Genomic DNA, 20,356 nt, shown 5'->3' with positions numbered 1-20,356 from the left:
GAAGCGCGGCTAGACCGGGGCGTCTTCGGGGCGTCCGACCTTCAGGAACTTCATCTTGACGGACTGCGACCCAGAGGCGTCGCCCCAACCGATCATCTGGATCAAATTGCCGTTACCGGCGGCGAGGGGCGCAATTCGCTGCTGGGAAAACGTGTGGGCGCGAACATAACTAAAGTTTGCGTTCACTTCCATTACCTCGTCGCTCAACGTGTCGGTCAGAATCGCGCCCGGCGCGGTCGGCATCGAGGGAATGACCATGACCATCGCGTCCTGTCCGACGACGGGCGTCCGACCTGATACGCGACGTTGCGTCTTGACTAGAAGACGCTTCACATCTTCAACCTTGTGGTTCGCCACCAACTCGGGCAGCGTGTCGAAAACACGTTGGAACTCATCAGCTTTCAGCGACACGCCCGACACCATGTAGTGTAGATTTCCTGCGCTGAGTGGCATAAGTATCTGCTCAACCGCGAAGTGGTCGGCTTGCTTGAGCAGCTTGTCCGTCCCCTTCTCGAAGTTGGATATACGCGCGCAGTACGCGATGCCCGCCTGTGGCGGGATGCCTGCGAGAACTATCGAAAGCTTCCGCTTTTCCCAGTACTTAGCCAAGTCGAAAGCGACCTTGGTTGCACCCACCATGAGTGCGTCGACCGCGCCCGCCGTATCGACCTGCCAGCGCAGCGTGTCTGCGATCCAGTGTGATACGGGGATGGTCTCGCTGTAATCCGTATAGGCGAATCCCGTAAACGCGGCTGTCATGCATCCGCACCAGGACACCGCCTTGTTGAACCTGTCGTCGTGAAACTTGCCGCCTCTGGTAAGTCTCCGATCCGAGACCTGCATTACGTACTTGTGCGTAAGCAAGGTCTGAATAAGCGTCATCCGACTCCCTGGCCGCGGCCTGCGTTCACGCACACCAGCCTATGGCCGCACCCCGACCCTTCTCGGCGTGTCGCCGGGCGCGTCGCGCGCCCACACGCCGGAATGATGCCGGGGTCGATGGGGTTCGCCAGGTTGGGACTCCGCGGCAATACCCGCTCTGAAGTAGGGCGGGCGGGGCTCGAACCCGCGACCAACGGATTAGCACCCCACCGAGCGCGGTGCATGCCCATGAATCCCGTATGTGCCTGTCCGCCAAGCGATTACATTGCTCGTTAGAAGTTCATGATTGCCGTTGATTCTCGTACATTCTCGACCATAATCGCCGAATAAAAGACGAGGCTAGGAACATTAGCCATGAAACGGGCATGGCTCTCAGCGAGGATCGCCTCGCACGGGGCAGTCGCCTGGCGGGAGGTCGAGATCCGCGCGAAGCTGCTTGAGGCCCTCTGCAGCCAACTCACGGTTCACATTCGGTTGCGCGTCTGCGACCTTCAGGACACTAAGGCCGGTCGTTGACACTGGCTCGCCACGCGGATCGCACCAATTGCAGCGGTACCGGAACCGCTTGCCGCGCTTCCACCCGTTCCGACGCCGGGCGCAGTATCGCGATAAAGCCCCCGATTTCCCATGTCGATAGATTGTCGATCGTCAAGGCGTCGTGTTCGAGGGGTCCATCGACGCGTCGACGAACCTCCCCTTAAGGCCCAGGCGGGTCCACCGAGACTTTCAGTTTCAACGTGCGCCGGCTGAACGGGATCGGCCCCCCTTCAAGATGTTCCAGAGCCAACGCGTTGAGCTCGTAGCGTTCGAGTGAACCCACAGCTTCGACCTCGCCATGGCCCGCGGTTGCCTTCATAGTGACGATCTGCTCAGCGTCGCCGCTGACGACAATGCCGGGGCTGCGCGTGGCAAAGAGGTATTGCCGAGTCCCTCGCAGTGACCGCAACCGATCAACGAGGTATTCCTCGATCCACGGCGCGTGCAGCGCGTCCTCCGGTTGGTCGACCAGTACCGGTGTGTCGCCGTCCGCAAGCAGAATCACGAGGATCGCTGTGCATCTTTGGCCGTGGGCAAGCTCTTCGATTGGGGTGTAGGTGTGGTCGTCCGGCTTCTTGAACTTGATGGTGAGGACATCCGGACGGTCGATCGACTGCAGCTCCAGAAGCTCTTCCCACAGGTTGCGTTCATCGATATTGCCCAGTAGTTTCGCGAGGCTGGCCATATCGATTCCGTGCTCTGCGTCGACGAGGTCCGCGAGTTCCTGGGACCACATCGTGCGCGCGAACTTCAGCGGATGCGTGCGCAGCGCAAGCTGATTCAAGAACTCGTCCCTTACACGCGATCCGACTTTGATGCTATCGAGTGCGCTACGGAATTCAGAATGATCGCCTTGGCTGGGAATGTCGAGCTTCACGAAGCCAGCAGCCTTGGTATTGAGTTCCAGGACCCGCGCACGGCGCATTTCACGACGTTTGCGCCGCGCATCATGAAGGGCAGCAATGAGTTCCTCACGCTCGCACGCCAGCCTTTCGAGCTCGGGACGTGCCCGTTCTTCGAGTTCGGTCTTCGACGCCTCGGCCTGGGTCAGCTTCGTCTGCAATTGCTCGAGGCTGGCGCGCAAGGACGTCAGCGAGGCCTCGGGGTTGATCTTCTCCAGCTCCTCGTCAAGACGCTGTTTGAATCCCTCGAACCGCGTCGTCCATTCGCCGTGAATCCGCGCCAATGCGCCGGACGCGTCGGCGAGCGCGTCACCGATCTCCTTCATCCCGGCGCCGACCCGCTGGTGGAGACGTCCAAGTGCGGTGCTGACCTCGACGAAAAGACCAGCGTTTGTGGCGATCGATCCGCTGATCTCCGAGGCGGGCAAATCGAACTCGGGCAGTTCAATGTCATCCACGCTCCTCTTGGCGCGCTTCAGGCTCGTCTGCTCCTTTGTCCAGCCCGACTGTTCCTTGACGGCTTCGGTCTTGAACAGGTCGGTGAGTTGGCGTACCTGCTCGGTAAGCTCGGCCTCGTGGCCGGCCTCGGACGCCAGCTTCTGGACGCGGCGGCGGGTGGTGATCAGTTTGCGGGCGTTGGCGCGCAGTCCGTCAATCGCCAAGCCGACCGACTCGTTGATCTCTTCGAGATCGATGGAGGCATCGACAAGAGTCATGCGACCCACAGGCTCCCGCGAGTACTCGAGAATCTCGCCTTGGGAAAACGCCGCAATCGGACACAGGGCTGCGGGGTCGACATCAACTTCGGCCCAATCGATTCCGGTCTGCTGAAGCACTCGGGCAGTGGGCGATCCGCCAGTGCTGAACGTGCGTTCGATCCGGTACCGCTTCCCGTCGCATGCCACGTGCAGTAGAACCACGCTGTTGTTCATGAGCGCCTTTGCCATGCGCGAGTCGATCTCGCGGCGAATGTTGGGGAAAGCATCGGCGTCCACTTGCTGGTTCAGCGCGAATCGTGTCGCCTCCAGTATCAGCGATTTTCCTGCGCCCGTCCCTCCCAACAGACAGTTCAGATCGGGTGAGAATTCGATCCGTTGTCCGCCGAGGAACCCTCCCACCACCTCGATGTCTTCGATGCACGCGTACGAGGCCGCCGACGGCGGCTCCTCCAGCGAGATGCGCAACGTCGGGTCTGCCAGTGCGTGCCGGATGCCGACCAGGTCTGGTCGACTGGCTTTGATCCATGTGCGCCGCGCCCCGATGCCGGACAGCGCATGACAACTCTGGTCCTTATTCCATGTGTCCGATCCGCGGACGAAGGCCAGATTCCGCTGTCCGCCAAGGCTGTTTCGCACATCTTGGATCGTGTCGAGATGGACCACCTCGACGGCGCCGATGGCGCCGTCGAGGAGGATGTCCTTGACGTGAGCTTTGACGGTGAGCCGCATCAGGCCCTTGTCCTTCTCGATATGAGCCGGGATGGCCAGTCCGCCGGAGGCGGCTACCTTCGCCGCTGCGTCGGAAAAGCCGGCATTGGCCGCGATGTCCAGCTTGCCTCGATCGGCCTGGCCGATATTGAGCTTGACGAGCACCTCCTCGATTTGGCTCGGGTCCGTTCCCTGTTCCCACACAGCGAGGAGATGGCCCTCCGTGGTGCTGATTTCGACACCGGGCAGCACAACCAACGGCGTGTCACTGGCCGCATCCGCGACGGCTTTGCACCACGAGACCGTGTTGTGATCAGTGATGACGATGGCATCAAGGTTGGCGGCGATCGCGGCATCGACGATGTCTTGCGGCGTGCCGAAGTTCTCGTCCTTCGCATCCGCCGAACCCGGTGTGTGGACGTGAAAATCAACAGCCCAGAAGCGCGCCCAAGTGGTCATCGATCGAAAGCCTCCACGGTGCCGCGAGACATCGCACGCAGCACGCGGCATGGGCGTGCAGCCCGTCGGAACTCGGTCGTCGCAGCAACGCCACAATTAACGAAAAATACCTTAGTCACGGGAGAAGGACCCCGGCTGACTCGAACGCCATCAAATCCACACGGCACATCATAAGCTGCTAGCACAAGCTCAGAGTGGCGTGTCGCGGAACATGTCCGAGGTCTTCGACGGCAGCAAAACGTCACGTCCTGGCGCGTCATGCCAGCCGCCAGCGAACCTCGTGCAGTTGGATTAGCAACGTGGATTCCACAACCCTCCGCGATGCGTCAACAGCGTCGCCTCACCGCCGATCTTCACCCACCCAGCCAGTCGGAGAGCTAGCCAGCGTCCGGGGAAGGACACCCCAGGCCAGCCGACGCGGCGGCATCGAGCATGGGAATTCACCAGCACTTTCCGCATATCGTTCTATGGCGTTGTGTGGCAACCACCTTCAAGCGCCCTGGTAGCGCCGAGAAGTGCTGCGCAATGGTTCGAGGTTTGAAAGCCCATCAGGCGAAACGCTCATTCATGGATAACCGACTGGTATCCACGAAGAGCTCCCATGCCTAAGCTATGCCACGAGCTAAGCCGCAGCAGCAGTCACCTGCGATTGCCTATCCGGTTTGGTTTACGACTGGCTGGTCAACGAGGCAACGCGGCTATTCGGCGAACACGAAACATGATGTCCTCGAATCCTTCTCGCCAAGGGTTCGAGGACATCATCCCGGCTCAGCGACCGCCAGCTTCCTCGCCACGCCGCGACTTTTTCAGGTCGAAGTAGTTAGGAAACCGTATTGGCTCCGTCGACAGGAATCGAGGCGCCGTGCACATATGACGACTGGTCTGAGATCAGCCAGACGGCGGCGGCAGCGATCTCCTCAGGACGCGCCCAACGCCCCAGCGGGGGCATGTTGGCGGGGTCGCTGAGCGAAGGTATCGATTCGAAAGCCGCTTTTGTCATCGGGGTCAGTGTGCCGTCGGGCATGACTGCGTTCACCCGAACACCTGAACCAGCGCAGTCGATGGCGGCGCCTCTCACGAGACCGTTCACTCCGGATTTGGTCGCGCAGTACTCCGGGCTATGTCCGAGACCTCGCACAGCAGATGTCGAGCTGATTGCGACGATCGAGCCGCCACCGGATTTCTGCATCGCAGGTATTTCATACTTCAAGCACAAAAACATTCCCCGCAGGTTCACCATGTAGGCACGTTCGAAGGCATCGAGCCCAAGCTCTTCCACGGTCTGCCCGACGGGCGCGACGCCCGCACAGTTGATGGCCCCATCGAGACGACCGAACGTTGTGAGCGCAACATCGACCATGTTCCGGACCGCGTCCTCATCGGACACCTCGACCTCGACTGCTTTCGCCTGCGTCGGGCCACTCCGCCCGTTCAGCGTCGCCGCCGCCCTCTCGGCGCCCGGCAGATTGCGGTCAGCTACAACGACATTGGCACCGTACTCGCCCAGACGAATTGCGGCCGCTTCGCCGATGCCACTGGCCCCGCCAGTGACGAGGACGACCTTACCGCGAAGGTCGTTCACGAAGTCGCCTGTCCCACCGGCCAAACCAAAGGTAGCGATGTGACCGACCCGCCCTGGCCACCGCGGAAGGTGATCTCAGCACCTGGTGCGACCGAGAACTCCGGGATCCGCGCCAGCCACTCCTCCAACATCACCTGAACCTCTGTGCGAGCCAAGTGACTACCAGGGCAGAAATGCTTGCCGTATCCAAAGCTCGCGTGAACCGCATCAGTGCGTTTGAAGTCGACGTGCATCGGGCAGGCATTCACACGATCGTCGAGTCCGACCAGCATGCTCGGCGCGATAATCATGTCGCCCTTCCTCAGCTGTGCACCACCAAACTCGATATCGTCGCGCACCTCACGAGCCATGGTGACAATCGCGAATCGACGGAGAAGTTCGTCGATTGCCTTGGGAATGATCTCCGGTTCCTCAATCAGCTGCCTGCGGTGCTCTGGACTTCTCGCTAGGAATAACATCACGAAACTCACGAAGTTCAGCACCGTGTCGATACCTGTGATGAGCACCTGGACACCGATCGCCAGCGCCTCATCGTGGCTGATGACCCTGCCCTCGATGGGCTTGTTGATCATTCGGCTGATCAGATCCGTGCCGTCCGCACCGCTTCGTCGATCGATGTAGGGCCGGATGTAGTTCTCCAGCGCCATGAATCCGGAGATCTGATCCATGCCTTCGTCCACGTGGATGATCGCGTCTACCCAGGACTTGAGCCTGGGCAGGTCTTCGATTGGGAGATCGACCAGAGCGAGGAAGATCTTGATCGGGTAGATCTCGGCGAACTCCTTGGTGAACTCGCATGCGCCTCGACCGACGAGGGGTTCGATGAGTTCGATCGCCGTCGCGCGGATCTTTTCCTCAAGTGTTCGAACGACGGCCGGCGATAGATTCTCGTTGAGGAGTTTGCGGTAAGGCCGGTGCTCAGGGGGGTCAATTTGAACCGGGATCGTTTGTTGCTGCTCACCGATTTCCTTGGGAAGCAGGATCACCCGGCTCGAGAAGTGCTCGTAATCCGCGAAGACCTGCTTGACGAGCTCGGCGCGCGTGGCAATCCAATGGCCCCCGTTATACGGTGTCCACACCACATCTGCCACCCCCGGTTCTTGCAGCAATCGCCAGGATTCGTGAAAGTCCTGCTCCACCGCGGGCGGGTTGAACATATCGAATTCCACCACGCGCTCGGGAGCGACATGGCCTGGCCGTTCGACGGTATTGCTCGCAGTCATGATGACCACCTCTCGTCCATGGGTCGTGTATGGGTTATTTGTCCGGAACTATTTACCTGCTCGGCTGACAAAACTCGGCCGAGTCGCGCCGGGTAGTGAACTCAGGGTCGCGCCGAGCGCGGCGGCGGCCCGTTCACCGGATTCGGCCGAGTTGTTCGTGCTGGGGTTGGCGAAGTAGTCGCCAGCGAGCTGGATGGGGTCGCGGGGGTTCATCGATGCCCGCAGTTCAGCAGTTGTGCGGTAGAACCCGACATGCCGTGCATTCGTTGCGGTATCCCAGCGTTCCAAGTGGGCGAAGTCCACCTCCTGGGAGAACCCGGGGATGATCGTTTCCATGTCCTGGATCATCTCGGCCAGAACGTCGTTGTCTGATCGGCCCACGGCCGCTTTCGCGTACCGGTCGACCCAGTGGCCCGAAACGATTGCTTTGCCGGCGGGCGCGGCGTTGACAATGTCTCTGGAATCGAAATAAGTGATACCCAGCCCGATCCCGGCTTTGCTGGGGACTGCGACGATGGTCGGGATGTTGGCCGGAGGGCGCCGCAGCGCGAACATGCCTTTCAGGACGGCTGCGTAGGGGATCGATTGGATCAGCTCGCGCTGCCGGTCGGGTAGGCTTGGATAGATTTTCGCTACGTCGGGTCCGTTGACCGCAATCACACAACCTCGGCTAGCGATTGTGTGTTCCCCGTCGGCGTCCTGCCACGATGTCTGCACACCCGTATCGGTGCGCGTGATGTGCTGTACATGGGCCCCTGTGCGTACGTCAAGCAGCGAGGCGAGGCGCTTAGCTAGGAAGTCAATGCTATTGGAGTACTTCATGGGCGGCCCCTCGACGAACTTGCCAATGGTGATGAAAAGGTCCACCACGGACATGTTGGAAGGCTCGTCGAGGTAAATCCCGCGCAGCAGCGGGTCGATAACGTAGTCGTAAATTTCTTGATTGAGCCGTCGATCGGCATAGGACGATACCGATTCGGTGTCCAGCTGTCCTGCCGCCTGGTAATTGTCGTGGCCCAATCGGTAATTCCATCGAATCGCGTCGGCGACGAGGCGGCCCAGCAATAGCTTGCTGCGCCACGAGAGCAGTGGGGTTCGAAGCCCAGCGATCGCTGCGGCGAATCCTTTGCCGCCGATCCCCAGTACGCGGCCGTTTCGCGGGATACCGAAGCTCAATGGGACGGGCTTGAACGGGGTCCCCAGCCCGGCGTCGGCGCATAGGCGGGTGATCACCGTATAGCCCTGCGGAATCATCGTGGCACCGCGGTTAAGCAAAAATCCATCTCGTTGCATGCTGGCCATCTTGCCGCCGACCACATTCCCTGCTTCTAGAACAGTGACCGTCCAGCCTTGCTGTTGGAGCCGGAAGGCTGCGGCGAGGCCTGCGATGCCTGCGCCGACAACCACCACATCCGGCGAATTATGGTTGGAGTGAGTCGATTTAGAGGCGGGCGCTGTTGTTCTCTGTCGCCGCCGAGCTGCTTCAGCCACCTCACGCCTCCCGCGTTATCGGATTTTCGCCTTCAATTGTGTTGATGTGCCGGCATTTTAGATAATGCACGGTTCTCCTTGCTGCGGATCTGTTGTTAGGTTGGGGTTTTTGTTGTTTGGGCGTGTTTGATGAGTTGTTCGGCTGCGATGTATCCGAAGGTGGAGGATTGTCCTAGTGAGATGCCGCCGCCGGGGTATTTGTCTCCCATGCAGCTGGCGGCGGCGGTGCCGCATGCGTAGAGGCCGGGGATGGGGGTGTTGTCGTGGGTGAGGACGCGGGCGTGTTGGTCGGTGAGCAGACCGCCGGCCATGCCGACGTCGGTGGGATACATTTTGGCGGCGTAGAACGGTGCCTTGGTGATGGGGCCTAGGCAGGGGTTGGGCTTGTTTGTGGGGTCGCCGTAGGCGCGGTCATAGGCGTTGTCTCCGCGCCCGAAGTCTTCGTCGATGCCGGTGATCGCCATTTTGTTGAAGCGTTCCACGGTGTGTACGAGACCATCGGGGTCGATACCGCACTTGGCGGCGAGCTCACGCAGCGAGCCCGCTTTGACCAGGTGCCCGCTTTTGAGCCACGCCCGGGGCGGCACCGCCGGGGGAACTTGCCCCAGGGTCCATTTCCTGCGGTGGATGGCATCAATGATCAAGTAGGCCGGGATCGCCGGCACGCTCTGTTGGCGTGCGTATTGCTCGTTGCCCAGCGACATGTAGGACTGCGCCTCGTTGGCGAAACGCGAACCACTGTGATCGACCAGGATCGAGCGCGGTACCACCCGCTCGGAGATAAAGACCTGGCATACGCCGTTCTTGTCCATCAGACCGGGCAGATAAAACGCCTTGTCCAGGTTGCTGGTCGCAGCACCGATGGCAGTCGCGGCCAGCAACGGGTCACCGGTATCACCCTCGTTGACCGCGGTCCACTCGACACTGGCCGGATGCGGCCCGAACTTCTCGCGTAGCTGCAGGTTGCGCGCAAAGCCACCGCCGGCCAGCACCACCCCGTGGCGCGCGCGGATCGCGACGCGACCGGCCGGCTGATCGACGATCACACCGCTCACGTGGCCGTCTTCATAGATCAACTCGCGCATCGGGCTGTTTCGTGCGATGCGCAACCCGCGGCGTCGCGCCGCGGCGAGCAAATGACCGATATAGGACTGTCCCATGATCAGGGGTTTGACACCGGTGACCCTCCACTTGAGAGTCCGGGCGATGATCTTGGCGGTATCGAGCCTGGCCCGATTACTCACGCCCGCGTTCAGTACGGCGCGAAACTCCGGAATCGAGGCCAATACCATCCCCGCGGTGATGTCGGGCCGCGGCCGCGGCAGATCCTGCCAGGGACCCAGCGTGCGGGCATCAAGCCAGGGCGTGCTCAATTGCCGGTGAGTATGCGACCCGGGCGCTTCGGGGTGATAGTCCGGGTAGTCAGGAACGATACTGAGCGGGATCCCCTCGGCAAGCAGGAACTCGATCATCCGCCGGCCCCCGCGGATATAGGCCTCCTGGCGCGCCGCACTGGTTGCCGGGCCCTGATCCCCCACCACAGCCTGCAGATACCTCAGACCGTCTTCCACGCTGTCTTTGAACCCGGCCTTGCCCATCACCGGGTTGTCCGGGATCCAGATTGCGCCATGGGAATACGCGGTCGTGCCACCGAGCAGATCACTTTTCTCCAGCACAATCGGCTTCAACCCGGCGGCCTGCGCGGCCAGGCCCGCGATAAGCCCCCCACAACCCGACCCGACCACGATCACGTCGGCCTCATTGACCCCATCAGCATTGACCGCATCCACTACGCCATTGCCCGTCATCGATCGATCCTCGCAGTCACGTGACCCATTTCCCAGAAATTCGCGGTTTTACGTCGCTGTCAAAAATTACACCATTACGTCAGCGCCCATGTCAACCCACCCCCACACCCCACCTGATACCGCAATCACCAACAAACCAGCACCCACATCCGCCACACGATCAACAACACTGCAGAACTGCCCACCACAACACCCCCACGCCACCCCGCCCACCCCAAACCCAGCCCCCGCAGCGGCGGTCAGCCGAGCGAAAACAGCTGAGCGCAGGCAATCGGGTAGCTTGCTGACGTGAAGATCGCGGGCAGGTCGCCAGCGAGGCCGTCTCCGCTCCTCCGAGTTCGGTACGTCGGCTGAAAGCCGTCTGGGCGTTCGGATGTCGCTTAATCGGCTCAGCAACGCCGTGAGGCCCAACCACATCCCCGTACCAAGCTGTGTGCGCAGCGAGAAAAGTACGGAACCCAAACCGAACGTGAGGTGCGGATGAGGTTTCCGGTCCAGAGGAAAGCGCTTGGCTCCGAGGACACGTCCGAAACCCAATTCGCCGCCGCCCCATCCCTTGCCTGAAAATGAGCAGCCACGCGGGTCACTACGATCATGCAAATTTCATCCAGTGCGTCAGCGCCCAATGGTCAACCTGCCGCCAGTCCCGACGGAAGTGGACACGCTGATCCACTCGATGTGGCACAGGGTCTTCAATCTGGGCCTCGAGCTCGAAGTATCGGCTCGCGAGTCGAGAACCTGGTATCAGTATCCTCAGTCGACTTTCCGCAACATCCACGTTGACAAATTAAGCCAGGAAATGTCCGCCCTGCCGTGACGTACGGTCGACGGCGAGTTCAACCAAGAACTGGTGAAATTTTGCCCTGCTGCGGCGCCGTTCTTGGGATCATCGAGCGGACGAAAGCAGCTCGCTTGCGCGCAGTCGTGACTCGTCATGGAAATCGAAACCGATAACGCGGCACACCGCCAAGGCAGGAATCTGCTCACAGAAGTCGCGCACAAGTCACTCGCGCCGTCCTCGGCAAACCTCGCAGCCAATTGTTCAGTGTCGACCGCTCCACCCCGCATTCCCACGACTGACCGGACACCGACTGCGAGCTGCCTCAGGATCCGTTGTGCTTCTTTGGGTACGACCTCCGGCGTAGGGCGGCGATAGTACGTAGGGATCCTGCAGGTGTCACCGAAATTCCCGATCTGCGCCGGTCAGTTTCTGGTCATCCACGGGGAAGTCAATTAGTTAGCCATTTTTTTGTCGTTCTCATCAGCTTAGGCCAGGAAGAGGCTGGACAACCGCACCCCTGAGTGCTTACAGTCATGTCGACTATTCGTCGTATTAGTCCGCTAGCTGGTCGAGACCGGCATCGGCGACCACGTAACCCAAGTGAAATTACCTGCAACTACGTAGGAGAACGAATTGACGACAGCGCGAACGACGAGACTAGCGGTTGGGGCGCACATGGTGGGGGGCGTCCAAGCCGACAACGCCGAGCAAGCGATGCGCGCCGTCGCCGGGACGCTCGGCAGGCACGTATACGCGATGACCGACGGCGAGACCGGACCACGTAAGCAATGGATATTCTCGCAACTCCAGCCACTGCTGGCCGTCGACGGAATCCAACCAGCGGGCACCAAGAACGTCTACAAGGGCACCGTAAAGGAGGGTAAAGACGTAACCAAGCTTGAAGTTGATAAATCACTCACCAAGCTGCCCCGCCGCGTGTTGGGCTATGCCGATGCCGCCGAAGCGTCTTACCAGATCTTTGCTCGACTTCGCGGGGAAAGTGTCATTCCCGAAGGCGTCAAGTTCCAAGTCTCCCTGCCGACCCCGCTCGCACCCGTCGCCGCGTTCGTGGCCGAGGACGACCAAGAACGGTTTTACGGGATATACGCCAAGGCAATGGAGAACGAGATCGAAGACATCGTCAACTCCATCCCCGCTGAAGACCTCATGCTTCAGTTGGACATCGCGCTCGAACTGGCCGTACTCACCGGTGCGCAGTCGGCCGCTCCGGGCAGGCTTAGCGACAAGAAGTTCATGATCGACGAGATTCGTCGACTCCTAGCGCTCGTACCAACCGAGATCGAACACGGAATCCATCTTTGCTACGGCGACTTCGGGCACGCCCATTTCGCTGCACCACAAGACCTTTCGCTATGTGTCGAGCTCGCCAACGCGCTCAGCGGCGCGTTCGACTTCGTCCACATGCCGGTGGATCGGGAGAACGGCCTGAAGGCCGCCTACCACGAGCCTCTGAAGACACTCACTGCCGAAGGTCGACTCGCCCTAGGCATTGTCGACTACCGCGGCGACGAGCAGCGCACCCGCGACCTTTACGCTGCGGCGGCCAGCGCTGGCCGGGAATTCGCGGTCGCGACCGAATGCGGAATGGCCAGGCTGGACGAAGGCGCATTCCCCCAAGTGTCACTTCAGACGTTGCTCGAGCTTCATGCGGCGATTGCCGATCCCATTCGGTAGCCAGGATCACCATGACTGACAACGTCATGCGCTGCGTGGCTTTCTTAACGGTGACGGTGCGCCGCCACGCACCGAAAGCGTCACGAAAGTGGATGATTCTGGTATCGAGCTACGGCATTGCGGCGCGCCATGAGGGCGTGGATTACTCGCTGTACTGCCAGGGCTAGCCACCTGCAGGCTCGGATCGGCGAGGCGACGATAATCATCGTTGTCGCGATCGGGGATCGAATGTTATGTCGACGCTGACAAGCACCGACGAGATCGGCAGGGAAAACGCCGAATTGCGTCGTCTCGTAGCGGCGCTGCAGCACCTGTCAAGCCTCGCAGTGGAGAATGCCGCGCTGGATTCGGTCGTAGACTTCGTCGCCGAACGTGTTGATACTGCCGTCGCAGTGGTGGACGAACAGTTAAAGCTGTTGGCCGTATCTGCCGGCTCGGTATCCGATGCCGCGCAGATCTTTACTGACCAGCTATGCCATCCGCAGTTGGCTCAGGTTCTCGGGGTTGTCGGCCCTACGCGGCGGGCGTTACGCATTCCTGGCCTCGCCGGCGTGGCTCCGATGATCGTCGCACCGGTCCCCGTCGGTGGTGCGGTGCCGGCGTATCTCCTGACCCTGGACGACGGCATACGAGATGCCGGCGCGGATGTGCGGCTCCTGCTTACCGAACACGCGGCGACGATCTGCGGGGTGATCCTGGGGCGGGACCGGATAGTGGCCGCGGCAGCGACACAGGCGCGCAACGACCTCGTCGAGGGTCTGTTATCCGGAAACGGCAGAGATCCAGACGAGGTGCGGCGGTGGGCAACGCACCTAGGCTACGACGAGCAACACCCACACCGCGTGATCTCGTTCCTCCTACATGAGGGTTGCACGGATGAACGCTCGGCTTCGACGTCCGCAATGGTTCAGCGATTTTTCACCGCGCAGGCTCCGGAGGCTGTCACGGCGTTACGGGACCGCGAAGTGGTGATCTTACTACCGGAGCAGGATTCAGCGACACCGCGCGCCTTGGAGCTGTCAAAACTCTGCATCCGCCGCCTCACCGAAGCATCGCGCGATACGGCGGTGAATGCGGGAATAAGTGGGTTATGTGACGCAGCAACGCAAATCGCGCCTTCCTACGCTGATGCTCGTCGCACGGTTGAGAGCCTCGCCCGTATGGGACGGACCGGAACAGCGATTGCCGTGGAGGAGTTGGGAATTCGCCGACTCCTGTTACAGGTGCCCGACATCGGCCAGTTGCGCGACTTCGCCCATGACGTGTTTGGCGCTCTGTTGGTCCAGCCTGAGGACACCGCGATGGGGTATCTAGCCACATTGGCGTGCTACTTCCGCGTCAACAACAGTCTGCAGCGTGCCGCGCAGGAGCTTCAACTGCACCGCAATACTGTGACGTACCGGGTTCGGCGCATCGAAGAACTAACCGACCTGGACTTCCGCAGTCACCGCGACCGGCTGATGGCCCAAGTTGCACTCGAGATCATTGACATGGTGGATGTGATTGGCGGAAAGCAATGACGACCTTCACTGAAGCACTGGCCGAGCGAGTCCTAGTGTGCGACGGAGCAATGGGTACCATGCTGCACGCGGCGGGTAATTCGCTCGACCGAGCGTTACCAGAGCTTAACGTGTCGAACCCGGAGTTCGTCAGCACCGTTCACGACAGCTACGTGGAAGCTGGCGTAGACCTAGTTCTCACCAACACGTTCGGCGCAAGTCAACTTCGGCTGGCTGAGCACAACTGCGGCAGCGATATCCTCGAGATCAATCGTGCCGGCGTGCATCTCGCCCGCGCCGCCGCAACAGCTTCTCGGCGCGATGTGTTTGTCGGTGGGTCGATCTCACCTGCGGTGAGCGCTTCTCAGCGAAGCCGAATACCTGCCGCCCATCGGGTCGACGCCATTCGGGAACAGATCGCCATCCTTGCTGATGCTGGAGTGGACGTGCTCGTTCTCGAGACATTCGGCTACTTGGATGAGCTTGTGGAGGCGGTGCGGGCGGCTGCGGACGTCACGGACCTGCCGATTCTCGCGCAGGCAACCTTCACTACCGACGGCTGTACTCCGGGCGGGGAGACGCCGCGAGAAGTGGCCGCCGCGTTATCACGGTTACCGATCACCGCAATGGGCGCTAACTGCACGGTGGGACCCCAACTCATGCTTCGCATAGTCGAAGAATTGCGCCGTGCCTCCACGCTCCCCATCAGCGCCCAGCCCAACGCCGGGCTGCCCCGACGAACACATGGCCGACATTTCGAATACAACCTCGACCACGACTATTTCGCGCGTTACGCGCGGCGGTACGTTGGCGCCGGCGCGGCCATCGCGGGCGGTTGCTGCGGCACCACACCCGCACACATCCGCGCGCTTGGCGCCGCACTGGACCAGCGTCGCACGCCCGTGGCGGCAGCACCCATCCGCCAACCCACACCGAACGCATTCACGCGTCGCCTCGCAGAAGGTAAGTTCGTGGTCGCCGCGGAAATCGCTCCTCCTATTGGCGGGTCGACCGATGACGCCGCCGAAAGCGCAGCCAAGCTGCATGAGCGAGGTACCGAGCTGGTGGTTGTATCCGCTGCGCGGAGAACGCGTGCACAACTGTCCTCGATGAGCCTGGCATTGCAGCTACAGCAACACGTTGGAATGCAGAGCATTGCGACGATCACAACGTGGGACAAGACCATTATGTCGCTACAAGCGGATCTACTCGGTGCCCACGCGTTCGGGATGCGCGCAGTGCTCTGCGAGACTGGAAGTCCGCCGTTGCAAGGGGATTACCCGAATGCCGACGGCATCTGGGAGGTCGATTCGCTCGGCCTAATCGAGCTGCTGGCCCGGCTCAACGCCGGCCGGGACTGCAACGGCCTGGCGCTTGCCACCAAAACGTCCTTCCACATCGGAGCGCGCTGCAGCCCCGGTGCTGAAGATCTCGACAGCGAGATCAGCCGGACGCTAGCGAAGATCGCGGCCGGAGCGCAGTTCCTAATCACTCGTCCCCTTTACGAACTCGACCGCCTAACGCAGTTGCTCGCGGCCCTAGGGGCGGAGCGCGTCCCTGTGCTCGCTACGGTTTCGGCGCTGAGCGGGTTCGCCGAGGCCGAGTATCTGGCGTATGAGGTTCCTGACGTCACAATCCCGTCCGAAATCCTCGCCGAACTATCGACAGCCGCCACGGCGGAGCATCAAATCGGCGAGAAACTCGCAGCCGACCTCATTTGCCGTGTCCGCTCGTGTGCTGACGGCATCGTGGTGGTATGTGACGATAACCAAACCGGGCAGGCACTACTCGCGGCGTCGGACCTGTAGCACAACTCGAACCGTTGACGTTAGCTTTACTGCCCGCGATGTTGTGCTGGCGCACAAGGGCGCACCTTCAGATTTGGTGCGATGGCCGCCCCTGGCCTCAGCCGTCACAAGTAAGCAGCCGATTTTCCTATTGTGCAACCCGAAGACGGTCCAACAATGTGGATCTAAAGTGATCCGCGAAACACTGTTCCTGCCACCGAATTTCGGGAGTGTGGATGATCGAGCACAGCGACAGGGCGTATTCGTGGCCGAAGCCATTTCGGCCGCGGGTGCCAGCTCGGCAGGCCTACCGGTTACATGCTGTACTCGCGGAGAACCGCGTCTACCGCTACATTGCATCGTTTTTGGAACGACACCCGCGGATGTATCGGGCTTTCACTTCTATCGAGAAATCCTCCAAGGAGCTGCTATTCGGTTGCCGGATGTGCGGCCAGTGCGAGCTGCCCACGACGGGTTATGCATGTCCGATGACCTGCCCAAAGCAGCTGCGTAACGGGCCATGCGGAGGCGTCTCCCCGGAGGGGCGATGCGAAGTACATCCAGATGTGCGTTGTGTGTGGGTTCTTGCCTATGAACGTTCGGCAGCCCAAGGGCGCAAATCAGATCTCGCCCTCCTCCAGCGGCCCGTCGACCACCGTGAATGGGGCCGCAGCTCGTGGATCAACTACTGGCAGGGCCGCGACAACGAGATGTCCGTCTCAGCAAGCGGTTCGCAGCCGTCAATAGCCAGGAGTCCTGAGGTTCCAGTGCGATGAGTGCCGCCGTGCCGTCTGACCGCGGATTGAAAGACGCGTTGGCCGACGGCCGTTTCGCGATCACGGCGGAGCTGGGTCCACCGCGTGGTGCTGATCCGGATACGTTGGTGGCAAAGGCATCTCACTTGCTGGGCTGGGTTGATGCTGTCAACATCACGGACAACCAGGGCGCACGAGTGCGGATGTCAAGCTTGGGTAGTGCTGCGCTAGTGCAACGGGAGGGCCTCTCCCCCGTGATGCAGTTGACATGCCGCGACCGAAATCGTATTGCGTTGCAGGCGGATCTGCTGGCAGCAGGCGCTCTAGGTATCCCACATGTACTACTACTCACCGGTGATCATCCTCGTCTCGGTGATCACCCTGAGGCTAAGCCGGTGTTCGACCTCGATGGTGTGCAGCTGACGTGGCTGGCTCGCACCCTGCGCGACGATGGCGTGTTGTTATCCGGCGACGAGCTCACGGTGCGTCCGCAATGGATGATCGGAACGGTAGAAAACCCGTTCGCCCCGCCGCTGGCGCTGCGCGCCGAACGCCTTGCGAAGAAGGTTGCCGCAGGGGCGGAGTTTGTGCAGACCCAGTACGTCTTTGACCTTAGTGTGTTCACACAGTGGATGACCTGCCTGCTAGACATGGGCGTCACCGAACGCTGCGCGGTCCTAGCTGGCATCGGTCCGATCCGGTCGTTGCGGATGCTGGAGTTCCTACGTGCGTCAGTGCCCGGGGTCAACATCCCCAGTGAGGTCGAATTTCGCTTACGCGGCGTGCCCAGCGATCGGGTCGCTGAGGAAGGAATGAGATTGTGCGCGGAGACAATTCAACAATTCACTGAGATTCCCGGTGTCGCTGGGGTGCATGTCATGGCATTCGGATTCGAACACGGTGTCCCGGAAATTCTCGAGCGAGCGGGCTTGATACGCCGCAAAAGCGACAACCTTGGTGAGCGCCGCAGAGGGCGGTACAGGTGCTGATTGATTTTCGACCGCACGCACGATTGCGTGCCGAACGCCCTGTGAACCTCAGCGCGTCGGTTCTGCCTGTTGTGACAGCACTCAGTCAGACCGAAGCCGATTTATCCAAAGTTCGCGTGGTGTGCGACTGGGTGCAGTACCGCAACAACTTCCGAGACGTGGTGGATATCCGACCGATCCTGAACAACACCGGCCCGCATGCCTTGACGCCCAACGGTGCCCACGGTGGCGATATAGAAGTAGCGGTTGATGTCCGGCGTGTCTCCGACGCGCCGGTCAGCGAAGTAGCCTCAGCGCTGCTGCACCGCGAAACCGAGCGCCTCTTCCTAGAAGACTGGACGGCAGGCAGCCGTAGTTGTATTTGGCGATTCAACTCTTTGTACTGGTCGGCGCTGGACCTGTGGGAGAAGGCAACCGGCCGCGGTTATGAGCAAGCGCTGCCCGGAGGTGAGAGCGACGCACGCAACCGCACGACAGCAAGTGACCTCATCGTCGAACTCATGGCCGTCTGGGACCGGCTGGGTGCCGTCAACGCTCTACCGGACGAGTTATATGTAGTCGAGCTCGGTGTCGGGAACGGCAATCAGGCGAGGGTGTTCCTCGACGAGTTCCGTGGTATTGACCGACGACACGGCAAAGGGTACTACGAACGCCTGCACTATCTGATGTGTGATTATTCAGCGCACGTATTGGATTTGGCGCGCGAAACAGTTGCCGACCACACCGAGCGCGTGAGCTGTCTTGCCGTGGATGCCACTAGGCCGCGTACAGCGCTGAGCTTCTTGGGAGATAAGGTCTTTTTGGTCTACGTCTCCAATGTGTACGACAACCTGCCCACCGACGAGGTCGCGCAATTAGGCGGGCGCACCTATCAGGTACAGACCCGTGCATACCTGCCGGCTAAACAGGCCGCCGAACTGGCTAAGTCTGTATCGGCAAGCGCCACACAATTACTTGGCCTGGTCGACAAGTTATTGCGGCTGACACCTGGCCTGCTCGTCGATGCCTATCCGACACACTTCCCGGATGTGCAAACCGCGGTGGGATTCTGGCAAAGTACATGGTCGGCTTTGCGCCTTGAAGAACGCTATGTGCCACTGGATGGCCTGGACAATTACCGCATTACCAATACGCTGACCGGCGAGGTGTTACGCCCGCTGCTGGAGTTGGGCGCTGACGTGCGTATGCATGTCAACAACGGGGCCCTCGCGAGTTTCGACGACACACTCGCGTTACTTCATCCGTACGGAAAGCTGGTGTGCCACGACCTGTTTGTCACTGACATCGAGGGTTACCGCACGACCTTTCGCGGTCCGGGCAAATACGACGGGTCGGTGGTCAACTGGGTTAACTGGCCGCTAATGGCGCACGTGGGACGGCGCCGCGGCTTCGACATCCACCATGAACCCTTTCGACACCGCAACGGCGGGAACATCGTTACGATGACGGCCCAGGCGAGGGATTGATATGCACCAACGTCTTCCGATTCTCCCCACAACGGTCGTCGGCTCATACCCAGTTCCTGAGTGGATGGAACGGCTGAAAACTGATTATCTACGCGGCCGGATAAGCCAAGCACAGCTCGTTGACATACACGAAATGGCGATCAAAGCCGCGCTCCGTGATCAGGAACTGGCCGGCATCGACATCGTGTCCGACGGAGAACTCCGACGCGACAACGACATCGACTACTTCCTTGCCAGGCTGCCCGGTGTGCATATCGACCAGCGCGCCAAAGACTTCTACTTCGACTACTACGACGTAGCCCTGAACGACCCGCTGCCCCCTGCATTAGGATCCGACTTCCTTTGGCTCGCAGATGATTTCATGTTCACCGCTTCGCAGAGCCACAAGCCTATCAAATTCTCGTTCACCGGACCATTCTCCCTGGCCAGCCGTATCCGCAACCAGGCCGGCGTTGATCAGCATGAGCTCGTGATGGCGATGGCCCACCGCCTCAACGATGCTGCCCATGCATTGGCCGAAATCGGGGCAGAGCTTCTGCAAATCGATGAGCCGTTCCTTGCTGGCTATCCCGACGAAGTCGAAAGCACAATTGCGGCAATCAATGTCGTCACAGCGGGTGTGAACGTGGATTGGGCATTGCATGTGTGCTATGGCAACCGGTACGCGCGCCCGCTGTGGGAGGGGCACTACGATTTTCTGTTCCCGGCGGTGCTGGATGCCAATGTGGACCAGTTGGTACTTGAATTCGCACGCAAGGGATATGCGGACTTGCCCGTAATCGAGAAGTTTGGGTGGGATCGCAAGATTGGGCTCGGCGTCATCGACGTGAAAACCCATCAGGTCGAGACTCCCCGAATGGTAGCCACCCGCATCCGCGCTGCGCTGGATCTCGTGTCCGCCGAACAACTTGTGATCAACCCTGACTGCGGCCTGCGCAATCTATCTACCAGGGTCGCGCGTGCAAAGCTGGCGGCCATGGTCGAAGGCACATCGCTGGTCCGCAGCTGCCTGTCCCCAGTAACGGTCGCAGAACCATCAGAGACCCCCGATCCCGTCGCACAAGGAGCATGAA

14 protein-coding genes are annotated in these 20,356 nt (G+C 60.7%); 8 read left to right on the top strand and 6 right to left on the bottom strand.

The features are described from left to right. Positions 1-9 precede the first annotated feature (9 nt). From ACZ50Z_RS02155 to ACZ50Z_RS02130, 6 genes are all read right to left on the bottom strand, one after another. Positions 10-882, bottom strand: coding sequence for a hypothetical protein (locus tag ACZ50Z_RS02155; protein ID WP_464482068.1), 873 nt, complete (start codon positions 880-882; stop codon positions 10-12). Between the two features lie 697 nt (positions 883-1,579). After that, positions 1,580-4,207, bottom strand: a complete 2,628-nt coding sequence (locus ACZ50Z_RS02150) for an AAA family ATPase (RefSeq protein ID WP_464482067.1) — start codon at positions 4,205-4,207, stop codon at positions 1,580-1,582. 820 nt (positions 4,208-5,027) lie between these two features. Then, positions 5,028-5,789 (bottom strand): SDR family NAD(P)-dependent oxidoreductase, encoded by a 762-nt coding sequence (locus ACZ50Z_RS02145; protein ID WP_464482066.1) that lies wholly within the window; start codon positions 5,787-5,789, stop codon positions 5,028-5,030. Further along, positions 5,786-7,012, bottom strand: a complete 1,227-nt coding sequence (locus tag ACZ50Z_RS02140) for a cytochrome P450 (RefSeq protein WP_464482065.1) — start codon at positions 7,010-7,012, stop codon at positions 5,786-5,788. The genes ACZ50Z_RS02145 and ACZ50Z_RS02140 overlap by 4 nt, the downstream gene beginning before the upstream one ends. Positions 7,013-7,060: 48 nt before the next feature. Beyond that, positions 7,061-8,503 (bottom strand): protoporphyrinogen/coproporphyrinogen oxidase, encoded by a 1,443-nt coding sequence (locus ACZ50Z_RS02135; RefSeq protein ID WP_464482064.1) that lies wholly within the window; start codon positions 8,501-8,503, stop codon positions 7,061-7,063. A 95-nt stretch (positions 8,504-8,598) separates the two neighbouring features. Next, positions 8,599-10,311: an FAD-binding protein gene (locus ACZ50Z_RS02130; protein ID WP_464481988.1), complete on the bottom strand. Its 1,713-nt coding sequence runs from the start codon at positions 10,309-10,311 to the stop codon at positions 8,599-8,601. A gap of 1,456 nt (positions 10,312-11,767) precedes the next feature. Between ACZ50Z_RS02130 and ACZ50Z_RS02125 the strand changes: the two genes are divergently transcribed. The 8 genes from ACZ50Z_RS02125 to ACZ50Z_RS02090 all read left to right on the top strand — a co-directional run bounded on the left by ACZ50Z_RS02125 (position 11,768) and on the right by ACZ50Z_RS02090 (position 20,355). Further along, positions 11,768-12,787, top strand: coding sequence for a uroporphyrinogen decarboxylase/cobalamine-independent methonine synthase family protein (locus tag ACZ50Z_RS02125; RefSeq protein WP_464482063.1), 1,020 nt, complete (start codon positions 11,768-11,770; stop codon positions 12,785-12,787). An 11-nt stretch (positions 12,788-12,798) separates the two neighbouring features. Beyond that, positions 12,799-12,954, top strand: a complete 156-nt coding sequence (locus ACZ50Z_RS02120; RefSeq protein ID WP_464482062.1) for a hypothetical protein — start codon at positions 12,799-12,801, stop codon at positions 12,952-12,954. Positions 12,955-13,020: 66 nt separating this feature from the next. Next, positions 13,021-14,307 (top strand): PucR family transcriptional regulator, encoded by a 1,287-nt coding sequence (locus tag ACZ50Z_RS02115; protein WP_464482061.1) that lies wholly within the window; start codon positions 13,021-13,023, stop codon positions 14,305-14,307. Beyond that, positions 14,304-16,094 carry a bifunctional homocysteine S-methyltransferase/methylenetetrahydrofolate reductase gene (locus ACZ50Z_RS02110; RefSeq protein ID WP_464482060.1) on the top strand — a complete coding sequence of 597 codons (1,791 nt, stop codon included), beginning with the start codon at positions 14,304-14,306 and terminating at the stop codon, positions 16,092-16,094. Before ACZ50Z_RS02115 ends, ACZ50Z_RS02110 begins: the two co-directional genes overlap by 4 nt. Before the next feature lie 215 nt (positions 16,095-16,309). Beyond that, on the top strand, positions 16,310-16,849 hold the full coding sequence (locus ACZ50Z_RS02105; RefSeq protein WP_464482059.1) for a methylenetetrahydrofolate reductase C-terminal domain-containing protein: 540 nt from the start codon (positions 16,310-16,312) through the stop codon (positions 16,847-16,849). After that, on the top strand, positions 16,846-17,817 hold the full coding sequence (locus tag ACZ50Z_RS02100; protein ID WP_464482058.1) for a methylenetetrahydrofolate reductase: 972 nt from the start codon (positions 16,846-16,848) through the stop codon (positions 17,815-17,817). Before ACZ50Z_RS02105 ends, ACZ50Z_RS02100 begins: the two co-directional genes overlap by 4 nt. Further along, a complete protein-coding gene (locus ACZ50Z_RS02095; RefSeq protein WP_464482057.1) occupies positions 17,811-19,283 on the top strand; it encodes a class I SAM-dependent methyltransferase in 1,473 nt (490 codons plus the stop codon). Before ACZ50Z_RS02100 ends, ACZ50Z_RS02095 begins: the two co-directional genes overlap by 7 nt. 1 nt (position 19,284) lies before the next feature. Further along, on the top strand, positions 19,285-20,355 hold the full coding sequence (locus ACZ50Z_RS02090) for a uroporphyrinogen decarboxylase/cobalamine-independent methonine synthase family protein (RefSeq protein ID WP_464482056.1): 1,071 nt from the start codon (positions 19,285-19,287) through the stop codon (positions 20,353-20,355). The last annotated feature ends 1 nt before the right edge of the window (position 20,356 follow it).

The sequence above is a fragment of the Mycobacterium sp. NTMscope_MAC_269 genome, from assembly GCF_976985695.1.
Note: the sequence above shows the minus strand (reverse complement) of the source record. Positions and strands in the feature narration are given on the sequence as shown.